This window comes from Azonexus sp. IMCC34842, from assembly GCF_050368855.1.
GTDB classification, from domain to species: Bacteria; Pseudomonadota; Gammaproteobacteria; order Burkholderiales; family Rhodocyclaceae; genus Azonexus; species Azonexus denitrificans_A.
The window spans coordinates 414,913-440,099 of the sequence record NZ_CP178449.1 but is presented as its reverse complement, the minus strand read 5'-3'; the positions used below and the strand labels follow the sequence as shown (position 1 = coordinate 440,099).

At 57.9% G+C, this 25,187-nt stretch carries 30 protein-coding genes; 12 read left to right on the top strand and 18 right to left on the bottom strand.

Annotated elements, in window-relative coordinates; all coding sequences use genetic code 11:
* Positions 1 to 2 precede the first annotated feature (2 nt).
* The 9 genes from fliJ (at position 3) to fliR (ending at position 5,915) form a co-directional block, all read left to right on the top strand.
* A complete protein-coding gene (gene fliJ / locus ACLIKD_RS02130; protein ID WP_428826971.1) occupies positions 3 to 455 on the top strand; it encodes a flagellar export protein FliJ in 453 nt (150 codons plus the stop codon).
* Positions 456 to 523: 68 nt separating this feature from the next.
* Positions 524 to 1,591, top strand: coding sequence for a flagellar hook-length control protein FliK (locus ACLIKD_RS02125; RefSeq protein WP_428826970.1), 1,068 nt, complete (start codon positions 524 to 526; stop codon positions 1,589 to 1,591).
* Positions 1,592 to 1,623: 32 nt separating this feature from the next.
* Positions 1,624 to 2,190, top strand: coding sequence for a flagellar basal body-associated FliL family protein (locus ACLIKD_RS02120; protein WP_428826969.1), 567 nt, complete (start codon positions 1,624 to 1,626; stop codon positions 2,188 to 2,190).
* 6 nt (positions 2,191 to 2,196) lie between these two features.
* Positions 2,197 to 3,213, top strand: coding sequence for a flagellar motor switch protein FliM (gene fliM, locus ACLIKD_RS02115; protein ID WP_428826968.1), 1,017 nt, complete (start codon positions 2,197 to 2,199; stop codon positions 3,211 to 3,213).
* Entirely contained in the window at positions 3,206 to 3,652 is a 447-nt protein-coding gene (fliN, locus tag ACLIKD_RS02110) for a flagellar motor switch protein FliN (RefSeq protein WP_428826967.1), read from the top strand. Before fliM ends, fliN begins: the two co-directional genes overlap by 8 nt.
* A gap of 62 nt (positions 3,653 to 3,714) precedes the next feature.
* Positions 3,715 to 4,122 (top strand): flagellar biosynthetic protein FliO, encoded by a 408-nt coding sequence (gene fliO, locus ACLIKD_RS02105; protein ID WP_428826966.1) that lies wholly within the window; start codon positions 3,715 to 3,717, stop codon positions 4,120 to 4,122.
* Complete coding sequence (gene fliP, locus ACLIKD_RS02100) at positions 4,115 to 4,861, top strand: flagellar type III secretion system pore protein FliP (protein WP_428826965.1); 747 nt, start codon at positions 4,115 to 4,117, stop codon at positions 4,859 to 4,861. Before fliO ends, fliP begins: the two co-directional genes overlap by 8 nt.
* The gene (gene fliQ, locus ACLIKD_RS02095) at positions 4,858 to 5,127 is read left to right on the top strand and encodes a flagellar biosynthesis protein FliQ (RefSeq protein WP_428826964.1); all 270 of its coding nucleotides are present in this window, start codon (positions 4,858 to 4,860) and stop codon (positions 5,125 to 5,127) included. Before fliP ends, fliQ begins: the two co-directional genes overlap by 4 nt.
* A gap of 5 nt (positions 5,128 to 5,132) precedes the next feature.
* Complete coding sequence (gene fliR, locus ACLIKD_RS02090) at positions 5,133 to 5,915, top strand: flagellar biosynthetic protein FliR (protein ID WP_428826963.1); 783 nt, start codon at positions 5,133 to 5,135, stop codon at positions 5,913 to 5,915.
* Here fliR and ACLIKD_RS02085 read toward each other — a convergent pair.
* From ACLIKD_RS02085 to flgB, 12 genes are read right to left on the bottom strand one after another with little or no spacing between them, the layout of a single operon-like run.
* Positions 5,912 to 6,388, bottom strand: coding sequence for a hypothetical protein (locus tag ACLIKD_RS02085; RefSeq protein ID WP_428826962.1), 477 nt, complete (start codon positions 6,386 to 6,388; stop codon positions 5,912 to 5,914). The genes fliR and ACLIKD_RS02085 overlap by 4 nt on opposite strands.
* On the bottom strand, positions 6,385 to 7,344 hold the full coding sequence (flgL, locus tag ACLIKD_RS02080) for a flagellar hook-associated protein FlgL (protein WP_428826961.1): 960 nt from the start codon (positions 7,342 to 7,344) through the stop codon (positions 6,385 to 6,387). The genes ACLIKD_RS02085 and flgL overlap by 4 nt, the downstream gene beginning before the upstream one ends.
* Before the next feature lie 15 nt (positions 7,345 to 7,359).
* Positions 7,360 to 9,426, bottom strand: a complete 2,067-nt coding sequence (gene flgK, locus ACLIKD_RS02075; protein WP_428826960.1) for a flagellar hook-associated protein FlgK — start codon at positions 9,424 to 9,426, stop codon at positions 7,360 to 7,362.
* Positions 9,427 to 9,477: 51 nt separating this feature from the next.
* A complete protein-coding gene (gene flgJ, locus ACLIKD_RS02070) occupies positions 9,478 to 10,443 on the bottom strand; it encodes a flagellar assembly peptidoglycan hydrolase FlgJ (RefSeq protein ID WP_428826959.1) in 966 nt (321 codons plus the stop codon).
* Between the two features lie 7 nt (positions 10,444 to 10,450).
* A complete protein-coding gene (locus tag ACLIKD_RS02065; RefSeq protein ID WP_428826958.1) occupies positions 10,451 to 11,545 on the bottom strand; it encodes a flagellar basal body P-ring protein FlgI in 1,095 nt (364 codons plus the stop codon).
* 22 nt (positions 11,546 to 11,567) lie between these two features.
* Complete coding sequence (locus tag ACLIKD_RS02060) at positions 11,568 to 12,224, bottom strand: flagellar basal body L-ring protein FlgH (RefSeq protein ID WP_428826957.1); 657 nt, start codon at positions 12,222 to 12,224, stop codon at positions 11,568 to 11,570.
* A 9-nt stretch (positions 12,225 to 12,233) separates the two neighbouring features.
* Positions 12,234 to 13,016 carry a flagellar basal-body rod protein FlgG gene (flgG, locus tag ACLIKD_RS02055; RefSeq protein ID WP_226418653.1) on the bottom strand — a complete coding sequence of 261 codons (783 nt, stop codon included), beginning with the start codon at positions 13,014 to 13,016 and terminating at the stop codon, positions 12,234 to 12,236.
* A 13-nt stretch (positions 13,017 to 13,029) separates the two neighbouring features.
* On the bottom strand, positions 13,030 to 13,773 hold the full coding sequence (locus tag ACLIKD_RS02050) for a flagellar basal body rod protein FlgF (RefSeq protein WP_226472454.1): 744 nt from the start codon (positions 13,771 to 13,773) through the stop codon (positions 13,030 to 13,032).
* A 21-nt stretch (positions 13,774 to 13,794) separates the two neighbouring features.
* Positions 13,795 to 15,255, bottom strand: coding sequence for a flagellar hook protein FlgE (locus ACLIKD_RS02045; protein ID WP_226418651.1), 1,461 nt, complete (start codon positions 15,253 to 15,255; stop codon positions 13,795 to 13,797).
* A 13-nt stretch (positions 15,256 to 15,268) separates the two neighbouring features.
* Entirely contained in the window at positions 15,269 to 15,958 is a 690-nt protein-coding gene (locus ACLIKD_RS02040; RefSeq protein WP_428826956.1) for a flagellar hook assembly protein FlgD, read from the bottom strand.
* A 17-nt stretch (positions 15,959 to 15,975) separates the two neighbouring features.
* On the bottom strand, positions 15,976 to 16,389 hold the full coding sequence (flgC, locus tag ACLIKD_RS02035) for a flagellar basal body rod protein FlgC (protein WP_428826955.1): 414 nt from the start codon (positions 16,387 to 16,389) through the stop codon (positions 15,976 to 15,978).
* Positions 16,390 to 16,400: 11 nt separating this feature from the next.
* Positions 16,401 to 16,811 (bottom strand): flagellar basal body rod protein FlgB, encoded by a 411-nt coding sequence (gene flgB, locus ACLIKD_RS02030; protein WP_428826954.1) that lies wholly within the window; start codon positions 16,809 to 16,811, stop codon positions 16,401 to 16,403.
* 155 nt (positions 16,812 to 16,966) lie between these two features.
* Here flgB and flgA point away from each other — a divergent pair, with 155 nt between their 5' ends.
* The 3 genes from flgA (at position 16,967) to ACLIKD_RS02015 (ending at position 18,459) form a co-directional block, all read left to right on the top strand.
* Positions 16,967 to 17,644 carry a flagellar basal body P-ring formation chaperone FlgA gene (gene flgA / locus ACLIKD_RS02025; RefSeq protein ID WP_428826953.1) on the top strand — a complete coding sequence of 226 codons (678 nt, stop codon included), beginning with the start codon at positions 16,967 to 16,969 and terminating at the stop codon, positions 17,642 to 17,644.
* Positions 17,645 to 17,707: 63 nt separating this feature from the next.
* Entirely contained in the window at positions 17,708 to 17,992 is a 285-nt protein-coding gene (flgM, locus tag ACLIKD_RS02020; RefSeq protein ID WP_226418646.1) for a flagellar biosynthesis anti-sigma factor FlgM, read from the top strand.
* The gene (locus ACLIKD_RS02015) at positions 17,992 to 18,459 is read left to right on the top strand and encodes a flagella synthesis protein FlgN (RefSeq protein ID WP_428826952.1); all 468 of its coding nucleotides are present in this window, start codon (positions 17,992 to 17,994) and stop codon (positions 18,457 to 18,459) included. Before flgM ends, ACLIKD_RS02015 begins: the two co-directional genes overlap by 1 nt.
* Before the next feature lie 31 nt (positions 18,460 to 18,490).
* Here the strand turns inward: ACLIKD_RS02015 and motD are convergent, their stop codons facing one another.
* The 6 genes from motD to flhA are packed head-to-tail and all read right to left on the bottom strand — an operon-like array spanning position 18,491 to position 25,167.
* Positions 18,491 to 19,273: a flagellar motor protein MotD gene (gene motD, locus ACLIKD_RS02010; RefSeq protein ID WP_428826951.1), complete on the bottom strand. Its 783-nt coding sequence runs from the start codon at positions 19,271 to 19,273 to the stop codon at positions 18,491 to 18,493.
* Entirely contained in the window at positions 19,273 to 20,013 is a 741-nt protein-coding gene (locus ACLIKD_RS02005; protein WP_226418643.1) for a flagellar motor protein, read from the bottom strand. The genes motD and ACLIKD_RS02005 overlap by 1 nt, the downstream gene beginning before the upstream one ends.
* Positions 20,006 to 20,758, bottom strand: a complete 753-nt coding sequence (locus tag ACLIKD_RS02000; RefSeq protein WP_428826950.1) for an RNA polymerase sigma factor FliA — start codon at positions 20,756 to 20,758, stop codon at positions 20,006 to 20,008. Before ACLIKD_RS02000 ends, ACLIKD_RS02005 begins: the two co-directional genes overlap by 8 nt.
* Entirely contained in the window at positions 20,758 to 21,648 is an 891-nt protein-coding gene (locus ACLIKD_RS01995; protein WP_226418641.1) for a MinD/ParA family ATP-binding protein, read from the bottom strand. The genes ACLIKD_RS02000 and ACLIKD_RS01995 overlap by 1 nt, the downstream gene beginning before the upstream one ends.
* Positions 21,641 to 23,107, bottom strand: coding sequence for a flagellar biosynthesis protein FlhF (gene flhF, locus ACLIKD_RS01990; RefSeq protein ID WP_428826949.1), 1,467 nt, complete (start codon positions 23,105 to 23,107; stop codon positions 21,641 to 21,643). The genes ACLIKD_RS01995 and flhF overlap by 8 nt, the downstream gene beginning before the upstream one ends.
* Entirely contained in the window at positions 23,104 to 25,167 is a 2,064-nt protein-coding gene (flhA, locus tag ACLIKD_RS01985) for a flagellar biosynthesis protein FlhA (RefSeq protein WP_428828371.1), read from the bottom strand. The genes flhF and flhA overlap by 4 nt, the downstream gene beginning before the upstream one ends.
* Positions 25,168 to 25,187: the final 20 nt, after the last annotated feature.

Genomic DNA, 25,187 nt, shown 5'->3' with positions numbered 1-25,187 from the left:
CCATGACCCAAGCCTTTTCCCTGCAGCCATTACTTGAAGTCATGCAGACCCGTGCCGACGAAGCGACGCGCAAACTGGGCCAGTTGATCGCCGCCGAACAAAGCCAGCGCAGCCGCCTGCAAATGCTGGAACAATACCGGGACGAATACGCCCAACGCATGCTTGAGGCAACGGCCGATGGCATAACCCGGCTGATCCTGCTGAACTATCAGGCCTTCCTCGCCCGGATCGACGAAGCCGTCGTGCAGCAGCGCAATGTCGTCGAAAGCTCGGAACGGAACACCAAGGCCGGCCAAGATCAATGGCAGGACCAAAACAAGAAGCTCAAGGCCATCGACACGCTCTCTCTGCGCCATGACGCACGCGAACGTTATCGAGAAAACAAGCAGGAACAAAAACTGCAGGACGAGTTTTCCAGCCGCAAATACAGTGTGGATATCGCTTCGGAGGAATAGACAATAGCCGGCACGGCCATTGCTTATATCAGGGCAGAACAATGCCCTGCATTCCCGAAGGAGTCACAATGTCAGTAACCGTCATCTCTTCAATGCCCAGTGGAACCAACGCGGCGGTTGCCGCCACCGGCGCAAGCAACGCAACCGGTGGCGACGGTTTGCCGGGAGAATTTGCCGCGCTGCTCTCCGGCGAGCTCAAAAACCTTTTGAGCCAGCTTCCCGGCACCTCGGAGAAGACCTTGGCTGATCTTGAGGCAGGCCAGAACAAGACTGCATCGGATAGCTCCGACACCATCCCCGACTTGGTAGACCCGGCCTTGATTGCGTCGCTTACCGGCAATGCCCAGTTCCAGCCCGACATTTCAGCCCGTGGGAACACCGCTTTCCAGCCGACCGCAGACAAAACCGAAAAATCGATCGCGGGGGCAGCACTGGCAACGCTCAATGGCCAAGCCGGCGGCGCATCCTCGGAGCAGGAAACCTTGCGCGCTGCCGAAAAAGCCGCCGCTGGCCTATTCGATAAGCTGAACCCGACCGGCAACAATACAGCCAATGCCAACACCCTGTTGCAGAGCGGGCCGGCAAATATTGCCGTCGAAACATCCGGTTTGGAAACGAATGCCACAACACTGACCAACAACCTCGCCCCCCTTGCCGCGGGACGGCAGGCGCAGGGTACTGAAGCCGCCCAGCCACAGAACGTCAGCACCCATCTACGCGACGCCTCGTGGCCTCAGCAATTTGGCGACAAGATCGTATGGCTGGCCAAGAACGATCAGCAAACAGCCCAAATCAACATCAATCCTCCGCAACTCGGCCCGGTACAAATCACCATCAATTTGAGCGGAGACCAGGCCACGCTGGCTTTTGCCTCGCCTCACGCTGAAGTTCGTCAGGCAATCGAAAGTGCAATGCCCCAACTGAAGGATCTGCTCGCGTCAGCTGGCATCAATCTGGGACAAGCCAACGTTGGTGCGAACCTGGCGCAACAGAATCCCAACAATCCCTCCCAGCCAGCGAACGAGAACCGCTCGGCAGGCGAAAACGCTATACTCCCGGCCAATGACAATGCGCCAAGCACGGGCGCCAGCACCGTATTGAACAGGGGACGAGGTCTGGTAGACCTGTTTGCCTGACCAGACACGAGATCATCTAGAGAGGAAACGACATGGCAAAGGATGCCAAGCCAGCCGAAGAAGGGACCGAAGTCCCCAAAAAGAAGAGCAAGAAACTGTTGATCATCATCCTGGCTGCCGTACTCGTTTTAGTGTTTGGTGGTGGCGGCGCGGTCTACATGCTGATGAAGAGTGCCGACCATGCCAGCGACGATGAAGATGTCGCCGAGGAAACAGTCAAGCCAAAGAAAAAGGACAAGAAAAAAGAGGCTGAAATTCCGCCCGTTTTTGTCAATCTGGATCCCTTTACGGTAAATCTGGTGCCGGAAACTGGCGACCAGTACCTTCAGGTAGCGCTATCGCTGGAACTTGTCGATCCTCACTCGGAACCGATACTCAAAGCGTTGATGCCGAAGATCCGCAACAACATCACGCTGCTTCTCTCCTCCAAGAAGGCATCGGAGCTGTTACCCAAGGAAGGCAAGGAAAACCTTGCAGGGGTATTGAAGGAGGAAATCAATAACGCCATTGAACCGCCCGTGAAAAACAAGAAGGGCGAGGTCATTCCGTCCGAGGGGCCGGTGAAATCCGTCTTGTTTACTTCCTTTATTATTCAGTAAGGAGCCATGGCAGGCGACTTTCTTTCCCAGGACGAGGTTGACGCCCTACTCAAGGGCGTCACCGGCGAGGCCGACGAGTCCGAGGAAAGCCAGGGCGAAGGCGGCGACATTCGTGCGTACAACATCGGTACGCAAGAACGTATCGTGCGCGGGCGCATGCCGACGCTGGAACTGGTCAACGAACGTTTCGCCCGTTACCTGCGGATCGGCTTGTTCAACTACATGCGCCGGAATGCCGAAATCTCGGTGGGACCGATCCGCGTACAAAAGTACAGCGAATTCATCCGCAATCTCGTCGTACCGACCAATCTGAATCTGGTTGTCGCAAAACCCTTGCGTGGTACGGCGTTGTTCGTCTTCGACCCCAACCTCGTTTTTCTCGTGGTCGACAACATGTTTGGCGGTGACGGGCGCTTCCATACCCGGGTCGAAGGCCGAGATTTTACGGCGACCGAACAGCGCATCATTCAGGGCTTGCTCAACGTCGTCTTCACCGAATACAGCAAATCATGGAAACCGGTGCATGAGATCAACTTCGAGTACGTGCGCTCGGAGATGAATTCGCAGTTTGCCAATATTGCAACGCCGTCTGAAATTGTTGTTTCAACAACGTTCACCCTTGAATTTGGTGGTGCAACCGCCGACATGCACATCTGCTTCCCGTATTCGATGCTGGAGCCGATTCGTGATCTTTTGTACAGTACGATGCAGAGTGATCAACTCTCCTCGGACAAGCGCTGGATCGGTACATTGCGGAAACAGCTGCAGGGCGCCGAAGTCGAAATTGTCGCCCACCTGGGAACTGGCAAAATCACGCTCGGCCAGATACTCAAGCTGAAGGCTGGCGACATCATTCCATTCCATATTTCTGAGCATATTGAGGCCTTGGTTGATAGTGTGCCTTTGATGGAATGTTCCTATGGTCAGCAAAATGGCCAATACGCATTGAAAGTCGAGCGATTTATCGCATCATCGCCCGACACGCCGGCCGCCGAGCCGGCGATGGGAGAAAAAAATGGCTGACGAAATGGACAATTTGGAAAATCAGGTGACCGAGGACGACGGCCAGATCAACGATGATGACTGGGCGGCCGCGATGGCCGAACAGACGGTCACTGATTCGACCCTGGCCCATGAAGCGGCGCAACCGGCCGACATCTTCCCGTCATTCGGCGGCAATGCCGGCAGTAGCGGGATGATGAACGAACTCGACATGATTCTGGACATTCCGGTCCAGCTTGCCGTAGAACTCGGGCGGACCAAGATCACCATCAAGAATCTTCTCCAGTTGGCGCATGGCTCGGTCGTTGAACTTGATGCGATGGCTGGCGAACCGATGGATGTATTGGTCAATGGCACGCTGATTGCCCAAGGCGAAGTCGTCGTGGTCAATGACAAATTCGGCATCCGCCTGACCGACATCATCACGCCATCCGAGCGGATGCGGAAACTCAATCGCTAAACGCCCCGTCTGGTTTGCTTTAAGATAGCGACCTGTCTATTTGCTGCTGCGGGTCGCCTTTCTTGTTACGTTTTATCTCACTGCTCATCCCGTTTGCCGCCAACGCTGCTGAAACAGCCAGTCCAGCAGTTTCGGCAGGAACTTATTTGCAGACAGCGCTGGCCCTGTCGCTCATCGTAGCCATTCTGGTCGGCGCAGCATGGCTGGCCCGAAAAGTCTCCGGTGGCAAGAAGTTTGGCCAAGGCGACATGAAAGTTATAGGTGGCGTCGCATTGGGGCCACGCGAGCGCATCGTGTTGCTCGAAATCGGCGATCAATGGCTGGTCATTGGCATTGTTCCGGGGCAAATCCGCACACTGCACCGGATGGCAAAAGGTACGACCATTCCTGCTGACGATTCGCCATCCTCTGCGGAAAAACCCTTTAGGCAATGGCTGCAGACCATAAGCGAGCGACGCAACCATGACTAGGCGCCTATTGATCGCCCTCAGCCTGCTCTTGCCGGCGGGACTCGCCATCGCCCAAGCCAGCGGCGGGTTGCCGGCGGTTACCAGCACACCGGCGGCCGGCGGCGGAACAACCTATTCGTTGACCATTCAAACGCTGTTGCTGATGACGGCGCTGACCTTCATTCCGGCAGCCGTGTTGATGATGACCGGCTTCACCCGCATCATCATCGTGCTCTCCCTGTTGCGGCATGCCCTGGGCACGCAGACCTCGCCGCCCAATCAGGTGATGGTCGGCCTGGCTCTTTTCCTGACTTTTTTCGTGATGAGCCCGGTCCTCGACCAGGTTTACTCGGAAGCCTATCTGCCGCTCTCCGAGAACAAGATCAACATCATGCAGGCGGCCGAACGGGCGGCCATACCGATGCGCGGCTTCATGCTCAGGCAGACCAGGGAGTCCGACCTTGCCCTGTTCGCCGGCATTGCCAAAGTCGACAAGATCGAAAAACCGGAAGACATACCGCTTCGCATTCTGGTCCCGGCTTTTGTCATCAGCGAGTTGAAGACCGCATTCCAGATCGGCTTTATCCTGTTCATACCTTTTCTGGTCATCGACATGGTCGTTGCCAGCCTGCTGATGTCGATGGGCATGATGATGATGTCGCCGGTTATGGTGGCATTGCCATTCAAGCTGATGTTATTTGTGCTGGTTGATGGCTGGCATCTGGTTATCGGTTCCCTGATACAGAGTTTCACGCGATGACGCCAGGAACCGTCATGGAAATCGGCCGACAGGCGATTGAAGTCACCTTGCTGATGTCGGCGCCGGCCCTCATCGCGGCACTGATTGTTGGCCTGATCATCAGTATTTTCCAGGCGGCAACGCAAATCAACGAATCGACGCTGCAATTTGTCCCGAAGCTGGTGGTGATGTTCGTCGTCCTCCTGCTCGCCGGCCCCTGGATGCTTCAGTACCTGATTGACTACATTCAGCGTCTGTTCGGAAGCATTCCGCAGCTGATCGGCTAGTCATCGTGATCAGCATAGAATCGGCCCAGATTGATGCCTGGATCGTCGCCTATGTGTTTCCGCTCGCCCGCATCCTGGCGTTCATTGCAACGGCCCCCCTGTGGAGTTCAGTCGGCATTCCGCGGCAGACCCGTTTGATTTTGGGCATTGCCATCACCATCGCCATCGCCCCTATCCTGCCTGCCATGCCACAGGTTCAACCTGGCTCACTCGGCGGTTTGTGGATCATGGCCCAGCAAATGTTGATCGGCATCGGCATGGGCTTCTCGGCCCGTATCGTATTTTCCGCCTTCGATCTGGCCGGCGAGTTCATGGGGTTTCAAATGGGACTCAGTTTCGCCACCTTCTACGATCCGCTGAGCGCGTCACAAACCCCCGTCATTACCGAATTCTTCAGCCTGATCGCATTGCTGCTTTTCCTGTCGATGAATGGCCACCTGCTCTACTTCGCCACCTTGGCTCAAAGCTTTTCGGCCATTCCGGTCAGCGCGACCCCACTTGCTGCAGGCTCCTGGCTGAACGTGGTCGAACTGGCCAGCAAGGTATTTTCGGCCGGCCTGCTGCTCGCCCTTCCGGTCGTGGTCGCCTTGATGATCACCAATATTGCGCTGGCCGTATTGACCCGCGCCGCACCGCAACTGAATATTTTTGCGCTGGGCTTTCCCATCACGCTGATCGGAGGATTCGTCACCCTGGCAGTTAGCCTTAACTATCTTGCCGGACCAATCCAGGCGGTCTTTGAATTTGCCATGAGCGCCATGCTCGGCTTCGCCGTACCGGGACGCTAGGGTGAGTTCTGCAGGAACGAATCGGCCTGTTGACGCTGCACCAGCTTGATGACGCCCTCGGCCATGCGGCGCGCGCCGATGGTTTGCGAATCGATGCCCTCGGTGTACTCGAGAATCTGATATCCGGCAAAGCCTTGCTCGTACTGTATCTGGCTGGCCCGACGCTTGAGCGCCTGCATCGATTCGCCAGCCCCCCCGGTATGGTAACGCTTCATCTTCAGCGAAAAACGGTAGGTATCTTCGTTGAGGCGCGACTCTTCAATTTCCCAGTTGGGAGCCAACGGGTCATACACCAGGTAAATCGCCGCCCCGACGACAGCTGCAGTGGCCAGCGTAGACAGCGACACGGACGTTTTTGCTGTTAGCTGGATCACCTTGTCCGAAACCAGGGGCGTTGCCGAACCGGCACCACCTACCGAGCCACATCCGGCCAAAACAAAGCCGGCGGAGATCAATAGCGCACCGGTCTTCATAGAATATTGAACAGGCTCATTTGGCTGGTCTGCTTGAAAGTCAGTTGTGCCGCTTCAAGCTGCATCTGAACGCGCGAGAAATCTGAGATGGCCTTGGTGTAATCGAGATCCTGCAGTTCGCTGAGCCGCGTATCGTAGAGAAGACCAACGTCCTCGCCGGACGAGGTAAGACTATCGAGCGCATTGAGTCGGGCACCCACCGATGCGCGTACCGTGGCAACATGATTCAGCGAGGTGTTGATGTCCTTGAGCGCCTGCGTGTAGTCGGCGGTCGTATAAGGACGCGTACCATCGAGGATTTCCACCATGTTCTGCACGCCATCGAATATGCTTTTCGTGGTCACCACACCTTGCGCGTCCTTTACCTGGACAAACGCATCCAGCCCACTCTCGGACGTTGCCATCGTCTTCGATGCACTAACCTGCAGCTCTGTCTTACCGGCATCGCCGCTGTAATTGACGTAAGTATTGGCCCCCAGCGAGTGTGCCACCCCTGCGGCTGCCGCAGTGTTGATCTGGAAGGGTTCTGTTGTCGACTGATATCCGGAAAAAATGTAGAGGCCGGTACCATCGCGTGTATTGGCCAGGCCAACCAGGCTCGACATGCGCTGCTTGAGTTCTTCGGCAATCATGCTGCGCTGCGCCGCGCTGTAAGTCGTATTACCGGCATCGCTGGCCAGTTCAACGATACTCAGCATGTTGTCGGTAACGCTGCCCAGCGTCGTCTCAACGTAATTAAGCTGTGACCTTGCCGTTGCTTGATTATCGAGGAATTGCTGGTTAACTCCTTGCGACTGACTGACCAGAAGCGCTTCCGATGCGCCGATCGGATCGTCCGCCGGCGAAAGAATCCGCCGCCCGGTAGACATCTGGTTCTGCAACTTGTACCAATCGGACTGCAGGTTTTGGATCCCGTTCGTCCCATTGTTGAAAATCATCGATGTCGAAATACGCATGATCCGGACTCCCTACTAGCCCAAAGCCAAGATAGTGTCAAAAAGCTTGTTGCCGATTTCCAATATTTTGGAAGAGGCCATGTAGGCTTGCTGAAACTTGAGCATATTGGCTGCCTCTTCATCAAGATTGACGCCGGAAAGGCCATCTCGCGTCGACTGGGCCTGATCGAGAACCGCCCCTTGGGCATCAAGCTGGATTTTCGCTTCGCGGGTACGAATACCATTGTCCGCCACCAAGCGGGCGTAAGTCGATTGGAAAGTTGCCGTGCCGCCGGCGACGGTGTTCTGCGTTTGCAACTTGGCGAACAACACGGCATTTCTGCCATCCTGGACGCCAACCACCCCGGTAACGGGATTTTTGTTTGTCTGCACGGAAAACTGATCACCAACCGCCGGACTGCCATTGATGTCGAAGGACATGCCGGAGAATGACAGTTTGCTAAGCGTCGCGGTGCCATTGGCCAGATTGATCTCGCCTCCTGTACCGCTGGCGGTAGTGCCATTCGAATACACCGCCGTCCAAGCACCGGCAACACCAACCAGAGCCTTTCCGGTAGCCGGCGCGGTGGCCGTTGCAGCGGTCAAGGTCACGGGAAGACCGGAAACGTCATAGCCAACGCCAACCACGCCCTGGGAGACGGTCATTGCCCCGGTATTGGTCGTAACCTGGGTCACCGTCACCGGTGCGGCAGCAGCAACCAGCCTTGGATCAGCGACAACCCGGCTGTCAATCTCGATATTCCGGCCGACTTCGGCTGTTGGCTTGATGACAAAACTGTCACCGTTAGTTCCGACGGCCGAGATATTCAGGCTGACCCCATCAAAGCTGACCGTTCCCGGCCCCACACCCGGAGTCGCCGGCGGAGTCGCCGTGAGAACAACAGGCTGATTGTCGGTCATCCGGGTAATCGTATAGGTACCCGCTGCACCAAACTTGACCTGGTAATTGCTGTTCGTCAGGTTGGTCGAGAAATTGCCGCTGTAATTCGGAGGGGTAGGTGCTGTAGGTGCTTCGAGGGTGGCCGAAAGCACACCTGAGCCAATATTCTTTGAACTGGGTAAAACAGTCGGATCGGGGATCGTAAACAAGTTACCGACAAAACCAGTGTCGCCAGAAATCTTGCCCAGCAGATCCTGCCCAAGCGAATTCTGGGCGTTGAACGTTAGCGCAAGCGAGGCGGCAACACGACCGAGTTCGTTGGCCACCGGCTCAAGCGACTCACTGCGAAAAGTGATCAGGCCGCCAAGCTCGCCGCCATTGATCAGGAACTCGGGGAGCTCTTGTGCCCCCCCCGCGGTTTTCAGACCGACCACAATTTTCGAAGAGTCTGCAGATGAAGTCATCGCCGCCATCTCCGTGACCTGCGTCCCGACGACAAGTTGCTGCCCCGTACCAATAAAGACGTTGTAACTGCCATTCGAATTGGTACTGGTCGTCACTTTGACCAGTTTGTTCAGTTCGGCCACCAGTTGGTCGCGATGATCGAGCAAATCATTGGCCGGCTGGCCGTAAGCGGATTCGGAGATGATGATGCGCTGATTGACATCGGCAATTTGCGCCGCGTATACATTGACCTCAGCCACTGCGCCAACGATGCGATCGTTAACCTGCTGGGACAGGTCGACCAGACGCGTGTCGAGGCTGTGAAAGCGTTCGGCCAGGGTCTGGGCCGACGAAATCATCGACTGACGAGCCGATATCAAGGACGGATTCGAGGCGACTGACTGAACCCCCGAAAAAAAGCTCTGCAGCGCCGGCGACAGGCCGGCATTCGGGTCAGCCAACATATCGTCGATTTGCTTGATCTGGCTGTAGTAAGTATCGAGCTCGCTAACCTGCGTCTGGGCGCTATTGACCTGCTGGGTCAGATAGCTGTCGTACATCCGCTTGACGGTCTGGACGTGCACGCCCTGACCAATCGCACCAGCGCCGGTATTAACCGAGACATTCGTGGCCTGGACCGTGGTTTGGCGGGAGTAGCCCGGCGTATTTGCATTGACGACGTTGTGCTCGGTCGCCAGCAAGGCCATCTGGGCTGCTGCGATACCACTGACACCGATACTGAAAATTCCTGAACTCATCATTCACCTCAGTGAGGTTAACGACCGCTCGACCGTAAAGTTTAGTTCCGATCAACCGATCAGTGCTTGTCGCAGGGTTGGACCATTGATGATGCGCGAGAGTTTGTCGGCGTACATCGGATCGGTGGCATAACCCGCCTGTTGCAAACGTCTTGCAAACTCCGTGCCATCTTGCGAGCCGATGACTGCGCCGTAGCGGGAATTGCCGCGCAACAGGTTGGCATAATCGCGGAAACCTTCCTCGTAAGAAGCATAGGCCCGGAATTTCTCAACCACTTGCTTCGGCTGACCGTCGATGTATTCGGTCGTCGTCGCTTCAACGGTAGCGCCAGTCCAGTTCTTGCCAGCCTTGATGCCGAACAGGTTGTAACTGGACGACCCGTCGGCCTTGCGGATTTCACTTTTACCCCAACCGCTTTCCAGTGCAGAATGCGCGATCAGAAATTGAGGCGGCACCCCGGTCGACTTCGAGGCTTCGACCGCATGCGGCCACACCCGATTGACGAAGTCCTTGGCGCTGGCCGGCACTTCCGAACTGTCCGCCACTGTCGCCGAGGCTGATTGCGCTGCATAGGCGGCTGAGGTCGGCAATGAACTCAGCACCGTCCTGGAGGAAAGGTGGCGACCATCCGAGGCGGCAAGCGGCAAGGCATTGCCGGCAGGGTTTGCCGTTTCGCCCGACACGGTCGCCCCATTCGCTCCCGCCATGGTTCGCCCTAGCTGCTGCTCGATCAGTCGGGCGAATCCCACCCCCTGGCCGGTCGTCGTCAGATTCTGGGCCAATTGCTGATCAAGCATGCCGGTATAGAAGCGGGATTGCTCACTGTCCAGCAAGCCATCCTGCGGCACCGAATCCCGCATGCTTTTCATGACCATTTGCAGGAACAGCGTCTCGAACTGCTGCGCTGCGGCCTTGAGTCCTTCTTGCGGATTTTTGGCTAAATCCGAGCGCAAGTCCTGGGTGGACTTGACGTCGTAGGCCGCCCGATTCGGATGGTTCTGAACCTTGACCGACATGGCGGCGTTAGATGATTTCGAGCTCGGCGCGCAATGCGCCGGATGCTTTCATCGCCTGCAGGATGGCGAGCAGGTCGAGCGGATTCGCCCCCAGAGCATTCAGCGCCTTGACGACATCGGACAGGTTGGCTCCGGCCTTCACATTCATCAGGCTGCCGCTCTCCTGCTTGACCTGGATATCGGCACCCTGCCCCAACTGCGGCTGCCCCCCATCGACTACCACTGAGAGGCTGCCGTGCGCGACGGCACAGGCTTCAAGAGTCACTTTCTGGTTCATGACCACCGACCCGGTACGCGGATTGACGATCACTTTGGCAATACCGGCCACCGGCTTGACGTCGAGATTCTCGATCCGCCCGAGAAAGGCAACTCGCGCATCCATATTCTCTGGCGCCCGCACGGCGACGCGTCGGCCGTCAATTGCCGACGCCGTTCCCGGCCCCATGCCGCGGTTGATCGCGTCGACCACATTCTGGGTCGTACCAAAATCTGTGCTGGCCAATTCGAAATAGACGAACCCGCCCTGCCCCAGCGCCGTCGGCACGGCGCGCTCGACTGTCGCACCGCCGGCAATCCGGCCGGCTGAAAGATGGTTCACCGTCACTTTGGAAGCACCGGAGGAAGCGCCAACCCCACCGACCAATATGTTGCCCTGAGCCATGGCATAGACTTGCCCATCGGCCCCCTTGAGCGGAGTCAGCAGCAAGGTTCCGCCCCGCAGACTCTTGGCATTGCCCAGAGAAGAAACCGTTACATCGATCTGCTGCCCGGGTCGGGCAAAGGCCGGCAAGGTCGAGGTAATCATTACCGCTGCAACGTTCTTGAGTTGCAGCTTGGTAGCTTGCTCGGCGGTCAGATTGACCCCCATCTGCGACAGCATGTTGCCAATCGCCTGAGTGGTAAACGGCGTCTGTGTCGTTTGATCGCCGGTGTTATCGAGACCAGCGACGATACCGTAGCCGATCAACTGGTTGTTGCGCACGCCCTGGATCGAGGCAAGATCCTTGATGCGCTCGGCCCATACCGGCTGCGCGCAGAGCGGCAACACGCATGCGGCGACAATTGCCGCTTGCCGGAACCATTTGCCACTATTTGTCTTCATGATGCGCCTCTGGGGAATACGACTAGAATGGCATCACATTAAGGAAGAAACGTGCCAGCCATCCCATGATCTGGCCATCGCTGATCTGACCGGCCGATTTGTATTCGATACGGGCATCCGCCACCTTCGAGGAGTCGATGGTATTGGAGAAGTCCACGAAGCTCGGATTGACCACACCTGAAATTCTGACGAACTCCTGTTCTTGACCGATCGCCAGCTGCTTCTCGCCGGAGACCAGCAGATTGCCGTTGGGCAGCACGTCGATGACCGTCACCGTGATGTTCCCAGTAAAGATGTTGTTATTGGCCGCTTCGCCCTTGCCGCTGAAGGCATTCGCGCTGCCGGCGTCGAGATTCAGGCCGAGCAGGCCCTTGCCGGGCAAACCGCTGAGTCCGGTAACCGACGCTGAAGCGGTATTGGTTTTATCCAGCTTGTTATTCGACTTGGTGGACGCCGTGGTACTTTCGGTAATCTTGATCGTGATCGTGTCACCGACAAAGCGCGCCCGGCGATCTTCAAACAACGGTCGCATCTGCCCCGTCTGAAAAATCGAGCCATTGCCGCCAGCCGTCTCAAAACGCTGCATCGGCCGCGCACTCATCGGTTGATGCACATTGGTCGGCGGCACAGTCGAACATCCGGCCGTCACCACCAAGGCAAACAAGGCAATACGTTTCACGATGTCACCTCACAATTGCGTCAAGCGGCCGAGCATGGCATCCGAGGTTGAAACCACCTTGGAGTTCAGCTCGTAGGCACGCTGGGTCTGGATCATCGTCACCAGTTCCTCGGCCACATTGACGTTGGAGGTTTCGACGTAACCCTGATTGACGTTGCCGGCACCGTTCGTTCCCGGCGTATTCGGGGTCGGCGTGCCGCTGGCCGCCGTCTCAAGGAACAGATTCTGGCCGATGCTCTGCAGGCCGGCCGGATTGATGAAGGTCGCCAGCTGGATGCTGCCGATCTGTGTTGCGGCGGCGGTGCCCGGTTGCGTAACGGAAACCGTGCCATCGGTACCGACCGAGACACTCAGGGCGTCAGCCGGGATGGTAATGGCGGGCTGCAGGGGATAGCCGTCCGAGGTGACGATCTGTCCCTGATTGTCCTTCTGGAAGGAACCGTCGCGGGTATAGCCGGTGGTGCCGTCCGGCAACAGTATCTGCAGGAAACCATTGCCTTGCACGGCGATATCCAGCGCGTTGTCGGTCTTCTGGATATTGCCCTGGGTAAAGATGTGAGCGGTCGACACCGGACGCACACCGGTGCCGAGCTGTAGCCCGGCAGGAATCTGCGTCTGTTGCGAGGACTGGGCACCAGCCTGGCGCAGGTTCTGATACAGCAGGTCCTCGAAGACCGCCCGTGAACGCTTGAAGCCGTTGGTGCTGACGTTGGCCAGATTGTTGGCGATGACATCGAGTTGGGTCTGCTGGGCATCGAGGCCGGTACGGGCAATCCACAGGGAACGGATCATGATCTAGGTCCTATCAGGCATTGAGCGACAGCAGTTGGTCCGCGCGCTGGGCATTGGTATCAGCGGTCTGCATCATCTTGATTTGCATTTCAAACTGGCGCGACAGGCTGATCAGATTGACCATGGCGTCCGTCACGTTAACGTTGCTGCCCTCAAGCGTTCCCGAGGCAAGCTTGACCGTCTCGTCGGCCGGAGCCACCCCGCCAGCGCGCAACCGGAACAAGCCGTCAGCACCGCGCACCAGGTCGCTCTCGGGCGGATTGACCAGCTTGACCCGACCAATCGCATTCGAATTATTTGGCGTGCCAAAGCTGGGAACGATCGACACCGTGCCGTCGGGCGCGATCTCGATGTTGTTGTCCGGCGGAATATTGATCGGCCCACCGTCGCCGGCCACCGTATAACCGCTCTTCGTCTGCAACAGCCCGGTCACATCGACATCCAGACTACCGCCCCGGGTATAGGCTTCGCTGCCATCCGGCAGTTGAACCGCGATCCAGCCCTTGCCGCCGACCGCCACGTCGAGATTGCGGCCGGTAAACATCAGCGGTCCCTGATCCATCACGTCACTGACTGAAGCATCGACGACGAAGGCACGCGTCGGCATCCCCTCGCCCAGCACCGGCACGGCACGAAACCGGTGTTCCTGCGCCTTGAAGCCGATGGTGCTGGCGTTGGCCAGATTGTTCGCAGTGCCGGCCTGCTGCATGAAAACATGCTTGGCGCCGGTCATTGCGGTGTAGATCAGGCGATCCATGTCAGTGACTCAGTTCGTCGCTTAGCGCAGGTTGACCAGGGTCTGCATGATCTGATCCTGGGTCTTAATCGATTGGGAGTTGGCTTGGTAGTTGCGCTGCTGGGTGATCAGGTTAACCAATTCGGCGGTCAAATCGACATTGGATTCCTCCACGTTCGATGCCGACAACGACCCCAGATTCGAGGTATTCGGCGCACCAACCAGTGGCGGTCCGGATACCGACGTTTCGCTCCACTGGTTATTACCCAGCGACTGCAAACCGTTCGGATTGGTAAAGTTGGCAAGAACGATCTGACCTTGGGCGAAAGTCTGGCCATTGCTGTAACGCCCCTGGATGATGCCGTCGCTGCCGACCGAGAGGCCGACCAGGTGACCCGCCGTGTAACCATCCTGTTCCAGGCGATTGTTCCCGAAGGCACTGCCAAACTGTGATGAACCGGTGTAATCGACATTGAATGTCATCGTCGGATTCGCATTATTGGTCGAACCCAATGCGGTGGCCACGCTATTCAGATTGATCGTAAGACTGATCGGATTGGATGCGGGGTCAAGCTTGCCATTAGTGTCAAACTTCAATGGACCACCGGTGACGCTAACATACGCATCGCTCGTGCCATCGACGGTGTAGTGCGGTTTCCATTCACCGGCAGTAGCCGTCTTCTCAAGATACATCGTCAACGTGTGGGCATTCCCCAGGCTGTCATAAACTGAGAGCGCAGTGGAGTAGTTGTAGCTCAGCGGATCGGGGGTATAGACCGAGCCTGCAGCGGCAGCAGCTTGCGCCGCTGCCGCTTGAGTTGCAGTACCGCCGGCGCCGGTAACGGCGAGCGCTATAGCACTCGGGGTTCCGCCAAAGGCTCCGGTAATTGCAGCGGAGATCGCCGGAGTAATGCCGGGGACGGCGGCGATGATGCTGGCGGCGGTTGGGACGGTGGCACCCGTCCAGGCCAATTTAGGTTCGGTCTGCCGCGAATCGAAATTGAGATTGGCCTTGACGCCCTGATAACCCGCCGTCGTGCTTGTCCCCGTTTCAATCGGCGGCAAGTCGGAAGCCGATATTTGCAGAGGTTTGGGCGTAGACGGAACGATAACCCCTGCCTGCGCAGCAAAACCCGTCAACTTGAGCGACTGATCGTTGATGATGTAACCGTTCTTGTCGAGATGGAACTGGCCATTGCGGGCAAAAGTCGTGGCGCCGTTCTGATCCATCCGGAAGAAACCATTGCCGTTGATCGATATATCCAGCGGATTGTTCGTCGACGTCAGGTTGCCCTGAGTGAATTGCTGCTGAATGCCGGAAAGCGTAACGCCGATACCGATCTGGCTGGCGCCTGCCCCATTCAGCGATGCGGCGTAAACATCCGAAAAATGCGCGGACGAAGACTTGTAACCGACCGTGCTGGAGTTGGCAATATTGTGACTGGTCGCGTCGATAGCCTTGGAGGCGGCGTTAAGACCGCTAAGTGCTTGCTGGAATGCCATTTTTCAACCCCTCTTAAATAACTTCCTGGACGTCCGAGAAAGCAAATTGCCCCATCGAGCCAAGGTCCAGCTTGAAACCAGTTCCTGACCTGACAACAGCAGAAACCGTGCCTACTTGCATGGCCGTCACTTTCACTGCCTTACCATCAGACGTCTTGGCATCAACCGAAAATGTGTAATTGCCATCGGCCAGAACCGTGCCGGATGAATCCTTGCCATCCCAGGCAAAATAGGAATTCCCGGCGGCCTGCTCGCCCAACTCGGTGGTCTGAACAATTTTCCCGGCGGAATCTTTGATCGTCAGCGTAACTTTGTCTGCCTTCGATTCAAGCTGGATAGCCCCCACCGCCTGGCTGGAAGCGAGCGGCAATTTATTGCCGGCAACCATGACATTTTTGCCGATCATCCCGGCAGTCTGCATCGCCTGTGTTTCGCTATAGCCGCCAAGCAGCGTCGTCAGCGTGGTATTGAGCTTCTCAATACCACTTACCGTATTCAATTGTGCCAATTGCGTAGTGACCGCAGCGTTATCCATCGGATTCAGCGGATCCTGATTCTTGATCTGCGTCATCAGCAGGGTCAGAAATTGTTTCTCCTGATCGGCTGCAGCACTGGTCGTCTTGGTTGATTTGGCAGCGCCATTGATCGCGGCATAGACATCGGCTGCAGTATTGCTTTTCGGTACATCATTTACGGTAGCCATGCTCTTCTCCTGAAAAATTAGGACTGACCGATCTGCAAGGTGCGCAGCATCATGGTCTTGGCGGTATTCATGACCTCGACGTTCGTTTGATACGAACGCGAGGCCGAAATCATGTTGGTCATTTCTTCGACCACATTGACGTTGGGAAAGGCAACATAGCCCTTTTCATCCGCCGCCGGATTCTTCGGGTCGTAGACCATGCGCGCCGGCGACGCATCCTCGACGATCTGGCGAACCCGGACGCCCTTCGACATTTCGCCGGCGTTACCCATTGGCGTCGCCTCGAATACGACCTGCTTGGCGCGATACGGCTTGCCGTCCGAAGAAATGATGCTGTCGGCGTTGGCCAGATTTGAGGCCGTTGTATTGAGTCGCATCGACTGCGCCGTCATGGCGCTTGATGAAACCTGGAAGACATTGAAGAGGCTCATTGATCTTTCCTTTAACTGCCAGTGCTGCTCAGTGCGCTACGAATGCCCTTGAACTTGTCGCCGATCAACTGACTGACAATCTGGTACTGCAGGGCGTTTTCGGCGATCTGCGTGCGCTCGACATCCATATCGACCGTATTGCCGTCGACGGCCGATTGAGTATCTGTCCGGAACTTCAGCATCGCCGGGCCGCTCGACGCGTTGCCACTCATGTGGCCTGCTGAGGTCCGCGCCATATCTACGCCACCGGCCGAGTTCCGCCCCGCCAACGCATTCTGCATGGCTGACTCAAAACTGAAATCGCGCGCTTTGTAATTCGGCGTATCGGCGTTGGCAATATTCGACGCCAATACCTGATGCCGCTGCGTGCGCAGATTCATCGCCTGACTTAGTACCGATACATGTTGTTCAAGACTGGCCATCATTCGCTCCAAAGATTCGAAGCTTTAAAAGCACAGTCCATGCCATCGACAATAACGCGGCTTTTCGCCCCTTCCGGCAACTCAGGCGCCTCCACCTCGGCAAAAGTTGCCGCAACAACGGCCCCGGATAGCCGTCGATCAGGCAAAATAGCCGGATGTTGCCGCGTAGCTTTCTCCTGATCCTCATCCTGACCTTGTCGAGCCAGGCCTTGCCGGCCGAAACCGACATCGTTCTGGATACCGCTGAACGCTATGTTCGCCTGCAAACGCAAGGCTTACCAGGCAAGGTCACCATCACCATGGGCAAGCTTGACGTCAGTCGACTCCCCCCCTGCTCGGCTCACGAAGCCTACTCGCCCCCCGGTACGCGCCTGAGCGGCAAGACCCACATCGGCGTGCGCTGCCTCGGCCCAAATATCTGGAGTGCCTTGGTGCCGGTCCAAATTGCCGTCAGCGGCAGTTACGTTACGACCACGCGCCCTCTGGCCGCCGGCCAAACCCTGCAAGCTGGCGATCTGACAACCTTATCGGGCGATATTTCGAGCCTGCCGACCGGTGTGGTGACCGACCCCGAGCTGGCGATCGGGAAGACTTTGCGGAATTCCCTGGGCGCCGGCCAAGCACTGCGCAGCGACCAACTACAGGCGCCGCTGGTCGTTCGCCAGGGCATGTCGGTCCGCCTCATCTCGCGCGGCTCGGGCTTCGCCGTCAGCGCCGAGGGCAAAGCCGTAAACAATGCCGCTGAAGGCCAGATGGTTCAGGTTCGCATGAATTCCGGCCAGACCCTGAGTGGCGTTGCACAAGCTGACGGTAGCGTCGAAGTTTCGTATTAAGCTAAAGTTTGCTCCGCGTTAGCCGATAATCAGGACAACTCCTAAAGTTTTGAGAAGATCATCATGAAGATCGACAGTTCATACAAGGCAACGACAGCCACCATAGCCGCCAAGGCGCAAACGCCAAAAGCCGCGCCAGCAGCCGAACCAACGGAATCGGTAAGCCTCAGTCAGCTGGGGAGCACCCTCGCGGGAAGCGAAAAGCCCCCGGTAAACTCCGCGCGCATTCAGGAAATCAAGCAAGCCATCTCGGAAGGACGCTTCAAGATCAATCCGGAGGCAATTGCCGACCGGTTGATCGAATCGGCCCGCGACCTGGTCAGTAGCGGCAGCAAACAGGAAGCCTGATGGCCGAAGTTGCCGCGATTACCGAGCGCGAGATTGAACTGATTTCCCGCTTCGTCGTCCTGCTGAAAGACGAGCAGGATGCGCTCAAGCGGGCTGATCCCTCAGTACTGCAAGAGATCGGGGCAGAAAAAACCGGGTTGGCCGAGCAACTCAACACCCTCGAGGCCGACCGGCGCTTGGCATTGGGCATTACCGACGACCAGAACACCCGTGAAGCAATGGCCGGATGGCTCGCTCAGCACCCGGAAGAAAGCACCGCTGCGGTCAATTGGGAAAAATTGCTCGAGTTGTCCCGCGAAGCCAAACAGCTACACGAACTCAACGCCGGTCTTGTCGCCATGCATCTACAACTCGCTTCAGATGCTTTGACTATTCTTACCCGGCAAAGCGAACAACACCACGCGCTCTATGGCAGTGACGGCCAAGCCGCCCCGATCAGCGGCAGCCGGATCGTAGACTCGGCCTGAATCTGTAGGCCAGCGGGCCGATCAGTCGGTATTAATTGCCAACCCGTCGCTCTTGAATCTCGGTTGGCTCTTCCGGACGGTTGGAGTCGATCAGGATGCTGACCCGCCGATTGCGCGCCCGCCCTTCCACCGTCGTATTCGTTTCGAGCGGCCTGGTTTCGCCGTAACCAATTGCGGTCAGACGCTCCGCTCCAACCCCACCATCATTGAACAGACGCAGCACGGTGGTCGCCCGCATGGCCGAGAGCTCCCAGTTGGAGGGAAACTGCGGCGTTGCGATCGGCACGTTGTCGGTATGGCCTTCGATGGTGATTGGAAAATCCGAGGCTGCCAACACTTGGGCGATCGCCAACATGGCACTGATCGATGCCGGCTGGAGCTTCGACTGGCCGGCCGGAAACAAAATGCTGTCATTGATTTCAATGGTCACGCCCCGGCTGGTTTCTAGCAGCCGTACTTTGCCTTGAGCGACCAGCGGCTGCAGGGCCTGCATGATGTCGCCGGCGATACTTTTCATTTTGTTGCGCTGCTCGACTTTTTTCAGTTCGGGCACTTTGTCCGGCTTCGCGATCGGCCGCGGAGGAATCGGCGGCGCGCCCTGCAGGACGGCTATCGGCTGCCCGCCGGCTACGGCCGTAGTGTTCGTGAAGGCATTCGACAGCGAGTTTGAAAGGACCTTGTATTTCCCTTCATTGACCGAGGAAATCGCGTACATCACAACAAAGAATGCGAACAGCAGCGTCAGAAAGTCGGCGTAGGAAACCATCCAGCGCTCGTGGTTCTCCGGCTCCTCCGGACGGCGCTTGCGAGCCATTAGAGCAGATAGCCCTTCAGACGACCTTCGATAATGCGCGGATTGTCGCCAAGGGCAATGCCGACCAGGCCATCGATCAGCATTTCGCGAGTGGCGACCATTCTGGTGATGTAGTACTTGAGCTTGCCGGCAATCGGCAAGTAAACCAGATTGGCCAGGCCGACCCCGTAAATTGTCGCAACAAACGCCACCGCGATGCCCGAACCCAGCTTGGTCGGGTCGGACAGGTTTTCCATCACGTGGATCAGTCCCATCACCGCACCAATGATCCCGATGGTTGGCGAGTAGCCGCCGGCTGACTCCCATACTTTTGCCGACTGCCGCCATTCTTCCTCGAACGTATCGATCTCGACTTCGAGGAGTTCACGAATACGCTCCGGATCGGCACCATCGACCAGCAACTGCAGGCCCTTTTTGGCGAAGTCGTCTTTCAGGGCTGGAATATAGTTTTCCAGTGCCAAGAGGCCCTCGCGGCGAGAAAGCTGACTCCAGGTCAGAACCTGTTCGATCAGACGCTTCTGCTCGATGATCGGCGGCACCCACACCCACTTGGCCATTTTCATGCCACGCTTGAAGACATGGGCCGGACTTTGCAGAAGAACAGCTCCCAAAGTCCCCCCCAGGACAATAAGCAAAGCCGTTGGCTGAACCAGCGAGCCAACATGCCCCCCTTCGAGTATCTGGCCACCAATAATGGCGATCAGGCCGATCGCCAGGCCGGCCAGGCTGATTTTATCCAAGCGTTTTCTCCTTGCGCCGCTTTTTAATTGCCGGTATCTGACCGAGGAACTGGCTGCGCAGACGCGCCACCGCCTGAGTATGCAACTGGCAGACGCGGGACTCCGTCACTCCCATGACTTCCCCGATTTCCCGCAAATTCAGTTCCTGTTCGTAATACAACGCCATCATCAACTTTTCCCGTTCAGGCAGAAGGCCGATGGCCTGGACCAGCATTTCCCGGGTATTCCGGTCTTCGAGGATATTCGCTGGGTCAGCGTCGTTATCGGTGAAATGGCGTTCGAGAAAGTCCTCATCGCCCTCACCGGCGAAGTCGTCGAAATACACCAGCTGATGGCCCCGTGCATCCTGGAGCGTCTTCTGATAATCCAGCAACGTCATATCCAGCGCGTCGGCCAACTCGCTTTCCGAAGGTGCGCGACCATGGGCGTGCTCGAGCTGGTTGATAGCCGCTTCGATGCGCCGTAACTCGCGACGCAGGCTACGTGGCAGCCAGTCATTTTCCCGCAGGCCATCCAGCATGGCACCGCGCACCCGCTGCGTCGCATAGGTTTCGAACTGGGCGCCGAAGCCTTCCTGATATCGTTCCATCGCGTCGAGCAGGCCGATCATCCCGTTCTGCACCAGATCGTCGAACTGGACACTGGCCGGCAGACGCGCCAACAAATGATAGGCGACGCGCTTCACCAGCGGCATGAACCGCTGAACCAACAGGTCTCTATCTGGCTGCCCGGCAGCGGTATACATCAGGCTCGTAATACATTCGGGGTTATGCGTTGGCTCAAGTGTAGCAGTTGCTGCATAAAATGCTCGACCCCGCCTGATTCTCCATCGCCGCGCTGCCAGTACAGCAGATCGGAGGCAATGTCGCGGAAAGCCGCCGCTGACGGGGAATCCGGCGCCTGCAGCAAAACCGGCCGACCGAGCAGGAATGACTGACGCAGAGACTCATCGAGCGGAATGGCGCCGGCATATTCGAGCCGAGCAATGCCACGTTGCGCGGCGACCTGCGCGATGTTTTCGTAAATCGACCGGGCATCGGGCTGGCTGCGTACCTTATTGACCAGTATCCGGAAATGCTTGCGCGAGAATGCCTGACTCACCTTTTTGATCAGCGAATAGGCTTCGGTAATCGAGGCGGTACTCCCGGACAACACGACAACCGCCTCCTGCGAGGCCAGGCCGAATGGTGAGAAACCATTGGGATGGGACATGCAGGCATCGACCAGGATGACATCGACCGGCCGCTCGAGCCCGGACATCGCGTCAAGCAAGGTTTGCTGCTGCGCCAACGAAAGGCGCCCAAGTTTTTTTACCGCCTTGCTTGCCGGCAACACGCGGAGGCCTCTCATCGGCTGCAATACGACCTGCGCCAGGCTCAGCTCGCGCTGAACCACATTGAGCAAGTCGTAGCGGGCAACCAGACCAAAAGACGAAGCGATGTCATCGCGCGAGGCATGCTCGTCAATGATCAGGACTTCCTTGCCGAGCCGAGCCAAGGCCACGCCCAAATTGGCAACCGCGACGCTCCGCCCAACGCCTTCGCAGCCGGCAACAAACGTCACCACCTGCAACTGCTGTCCGCCCCCAAGCAGGCGGCGCAGCCCGGCCGCCTGATCGACCCGGAAATCAGCCACGACGAGCTCCGACTGAAACCATGCCGGCATTGGCCATCATCAGCGCCGGCTCGACACCGCTATGTTTGTGCGGTGAGGTTTCCGGAACATCCTTGAACGCACGATGCAGCAAATAGCCGCGATTCGGTAGATGCAGATCTTCCGGCACACGCTGGCCGTTGGACACGTAATGCAGTTTCAGCCCGTGTCGCATGATCACGTCGAGCGGCGTCGCCAGACTAGCGGCCTCGTCGATCTTGGTCAGGATGCAGCCGGCCAGATTGTCGCCCTCATAAGCCCGGACAACGTCATCCAGCGTGTCGCCGCGCGAAGTGGACGAGAGCAGCAGCAGACGCTGCACATCACAGCCGGCAAGCATATCGGTCAACTCGGGGACCAACTTGTCCTTCTGACTCATGCCCATGGTATCAATCAAGACCATGTGCTTGTGCTGCAGCTCCTTCAAGGTCTGGCGCAACTCAACCGCATCCTTGACCAGATAGACCGAGACGCCGAGGATGCGACCGTATATGCGCAACTGCTCATGGGCCCCGATCCGATAGCCATCGGTGGTGACCAGCGCGACCTTGCTCGGACCATGCCGCAGGACACAACGAGCGGCCAGTTTGGCTGTCGTCGTGGTCTTGCCAACCCCGGTCGGGCCGACCAGCGCGTATACACCGCCACGGTCGACGATGTCACTTTCATTACCGATGGTGAACAACGACCGGTCGGCAGCTCCTTTAACCCAAGCCATTGCCTCGGTGGCACCCATCTCGACCGGCAAATCGGTCAGCAGATCGCGGGCAAACTGTGGCGAAAAACCGGAATCAAGCATCTGGCGCAAGACATCAGTTTTCACCGGCTCAGAGCGTGAAGCCTCACCCCAGGCAAAGCCGGCCAGATGCTGCTCGACCATTTTGCGCAAGGAACGGATCTCTTCCATGACCTCCATGGGCACCACTTCCGCTTCGGCGCGGCGCGGCGGCTGGCTCGCCGGAGTCTGCTGGCGTGGTGTAGCTGTTGAATTCTGAGCCGACGGCGGTACTGCAGCGGCAGCAGCTTGAGGGCGGCCCATTTCGAGATTGCGCAACGAACCGGTTTTCGGTATTCCAGCATTGACCGTACCCACTGAACGAGCGGCGACTCCGGGCTGAACGGTCGGCCGCGGTGCCGCGACAGGCGCAGCCTGCGGAATGGCATGACGCTGAACCGGCTGTGCGGCCTGCGCCCGTGCTGTAGTCAGGGAAACCCGATAATCATCCTCGAAATCAACCTGGGCTGGGCGGCGCTCAGCTGGCGCCCGGTCGGCGACCTGAGTCGGAACGATCATCGCCATGTCACGCGCGGCCACCGCCATGATTTCGACGCCGCCGGGAATGCCGCGATTGGAAAGAATGATCGCGTCGTTACCGAGGGTTTCCTTGACTTTCCGCAAGGCATCCCTTGCGTTGGCGGCGATGAATTTTCTGACGTTCATGTTTTACCTCCGATAACCGAGGTCACCTTGATAATTCGATTTTCTGGAACTTCGTTGTGCGCCAACACCTTCAACTGCGGCACGGTGCGGCGCAAGAAACGGGAAAGAAGTACGCGAAGGCTGCCCGGCACAAGCAGCACCGCCGGCAGCCCGAGGCTTTCCTGGCGCTGGGCGGCAGCAGCCGTTTCGCGAACCAGCGTATCGGCCAAACCCGGCTCGAAGCTGGTGTTTTCCGAGCCGCCGCCGATGGCTTGCGAAAGCAGGCGTTCGAGCGTCGGTTCAAGCGACATGACCTGCATTTCGCTATTGCCCGGGAACAACTGCTGAGCGATGGCCCGCCCCAAGGAATTGCGGACTTGGGTAGTGAGTTCGTCGGCATTCTGTGTGCGCGTCGCATGGTCGGCGACAGTTTCGATGATCGTGCGCATATCGCGGATATGAACGCCTTCGTCGAGCAGGCCATGCAACACCTTCTGCAAGGTACCCAGCGGCAGCACCTTGGGAACAAGGTCCTCGACCAGTTTGGGCATTTCCTTGGCCAGATGTTCGAGCAGCTGCTGCACTTCCTGACGCCCAAGCAGCTCTGCTGCGTGAGTCAGAATCAGGTGATTGAGATGCGTCGCCACGACAGTTGAGGCATCGACCACCGTGTAGCCATAGGCTTGCGCCTGTTCGCGCTGGCCAGCATCGATCCACGTTGCCGGCAGGCCGAAGGCCGGATCTTTGGTCGTCGCACCGCTCAGGGTGCCGGCGACCCGACCGGGGTTGATGGCAAGAAACTGACCGACATATGCCTCGCCCTGGCCAACCTCGACGCCCTTCAAGAGAATGCGGTAGGCATTCGGTTTCAATTCGAGATTGTCGCGAATGTGCACCGGCGAAACGAGGAAACCGACTTCCTGTGCAAATTTCTTGCGAATACCACGAATTCGCCGCAGCAATTCGCCATCCTGCGACTTGTCCACCAACGGAATCAGGCGATAGCCGACTTCCAGGCCAAGGACGTCGAGCGGCGCCACATCGCTCCAGCTTGCTTCCAGTGCCTCGGAGACCGGCGGCGGTGCAACCTTGACCGGGGTTTCGACAATGCGCTTCTCCTTCTGCGCCATCTTCCAGGCGGCCCAGCCCAATGTCGAAGCCAGCATCAGGAAGACCATGTTCGGCATTCCCGGGATCATGCCGAGCAGCCCGATAATCGCGGCCGTAATTGCGATGGCCTTGCTGTTCCGGAACATCTGACCGACGACCTGCTGGCCGATGTCGCGGTCGTCGGAGACACGGGTTACCACCATACCGGCGGCGATGGAAATGATCAGGCCGGGAATCTGGGCAACCAGACCGTCGCCGATGGCCAGCAAGGTGTAATTCTTTGCCGCCTGCGCCAGCCCCATGTCGTGTTGCAGGACGCCAACGATCAAGCCGCCAACCACGTTGAGCAGCGTAATGATGATGCCTGCCACCGCATCGCCCCGGACGAACTTCGAGGCACCGTCCATTGAGCCAAAGAACTCGGACTCCCGGGTGACGTCGGAACGACGCTTGCGAGCCTCGTCCTCACCGATCAGGCCAGCGTTGAGATCGGCATCGATGGCCATCTGCTTGCCGGGCATCGCATCCAGCGTGAAGCGGGCAGCCACCTCAGCGACGCGCCCGGCGCCCTTGGTGATCACGACGAAGTTGATGATCACCAGAATCATGAAGACGAGGATGCCGACGGCGTAGTTGCCACCGACCAGGAAATGGCCAAAGGCCTCAATCACCTTGCCCGCCGCATCCGGACCGTTATGCCCCTCGAGCATGACCACCCGGGTCGACGCGACGTTGAGCGACAGACGCATCAGGGTGGTGACCAGCAAGACCGTCGGGAAGACCGAGAAATCGAGAGTCTTTTGGGTGTTGACCGCAACCAGCAGGACAAGCACCGAAATGGCGATATTGAAAGTAAAGAACAGATCGAGGACGAAGGCCGGTAATGGCAGGACCATCATCGACAGGATCATCAGAATCAGGATCGGCGCCGCCAGTTGCGTCGAACTCAGGCGCCCGAGAAGGCTTTGCATGCTGAGGGAAGAGGTTGCCA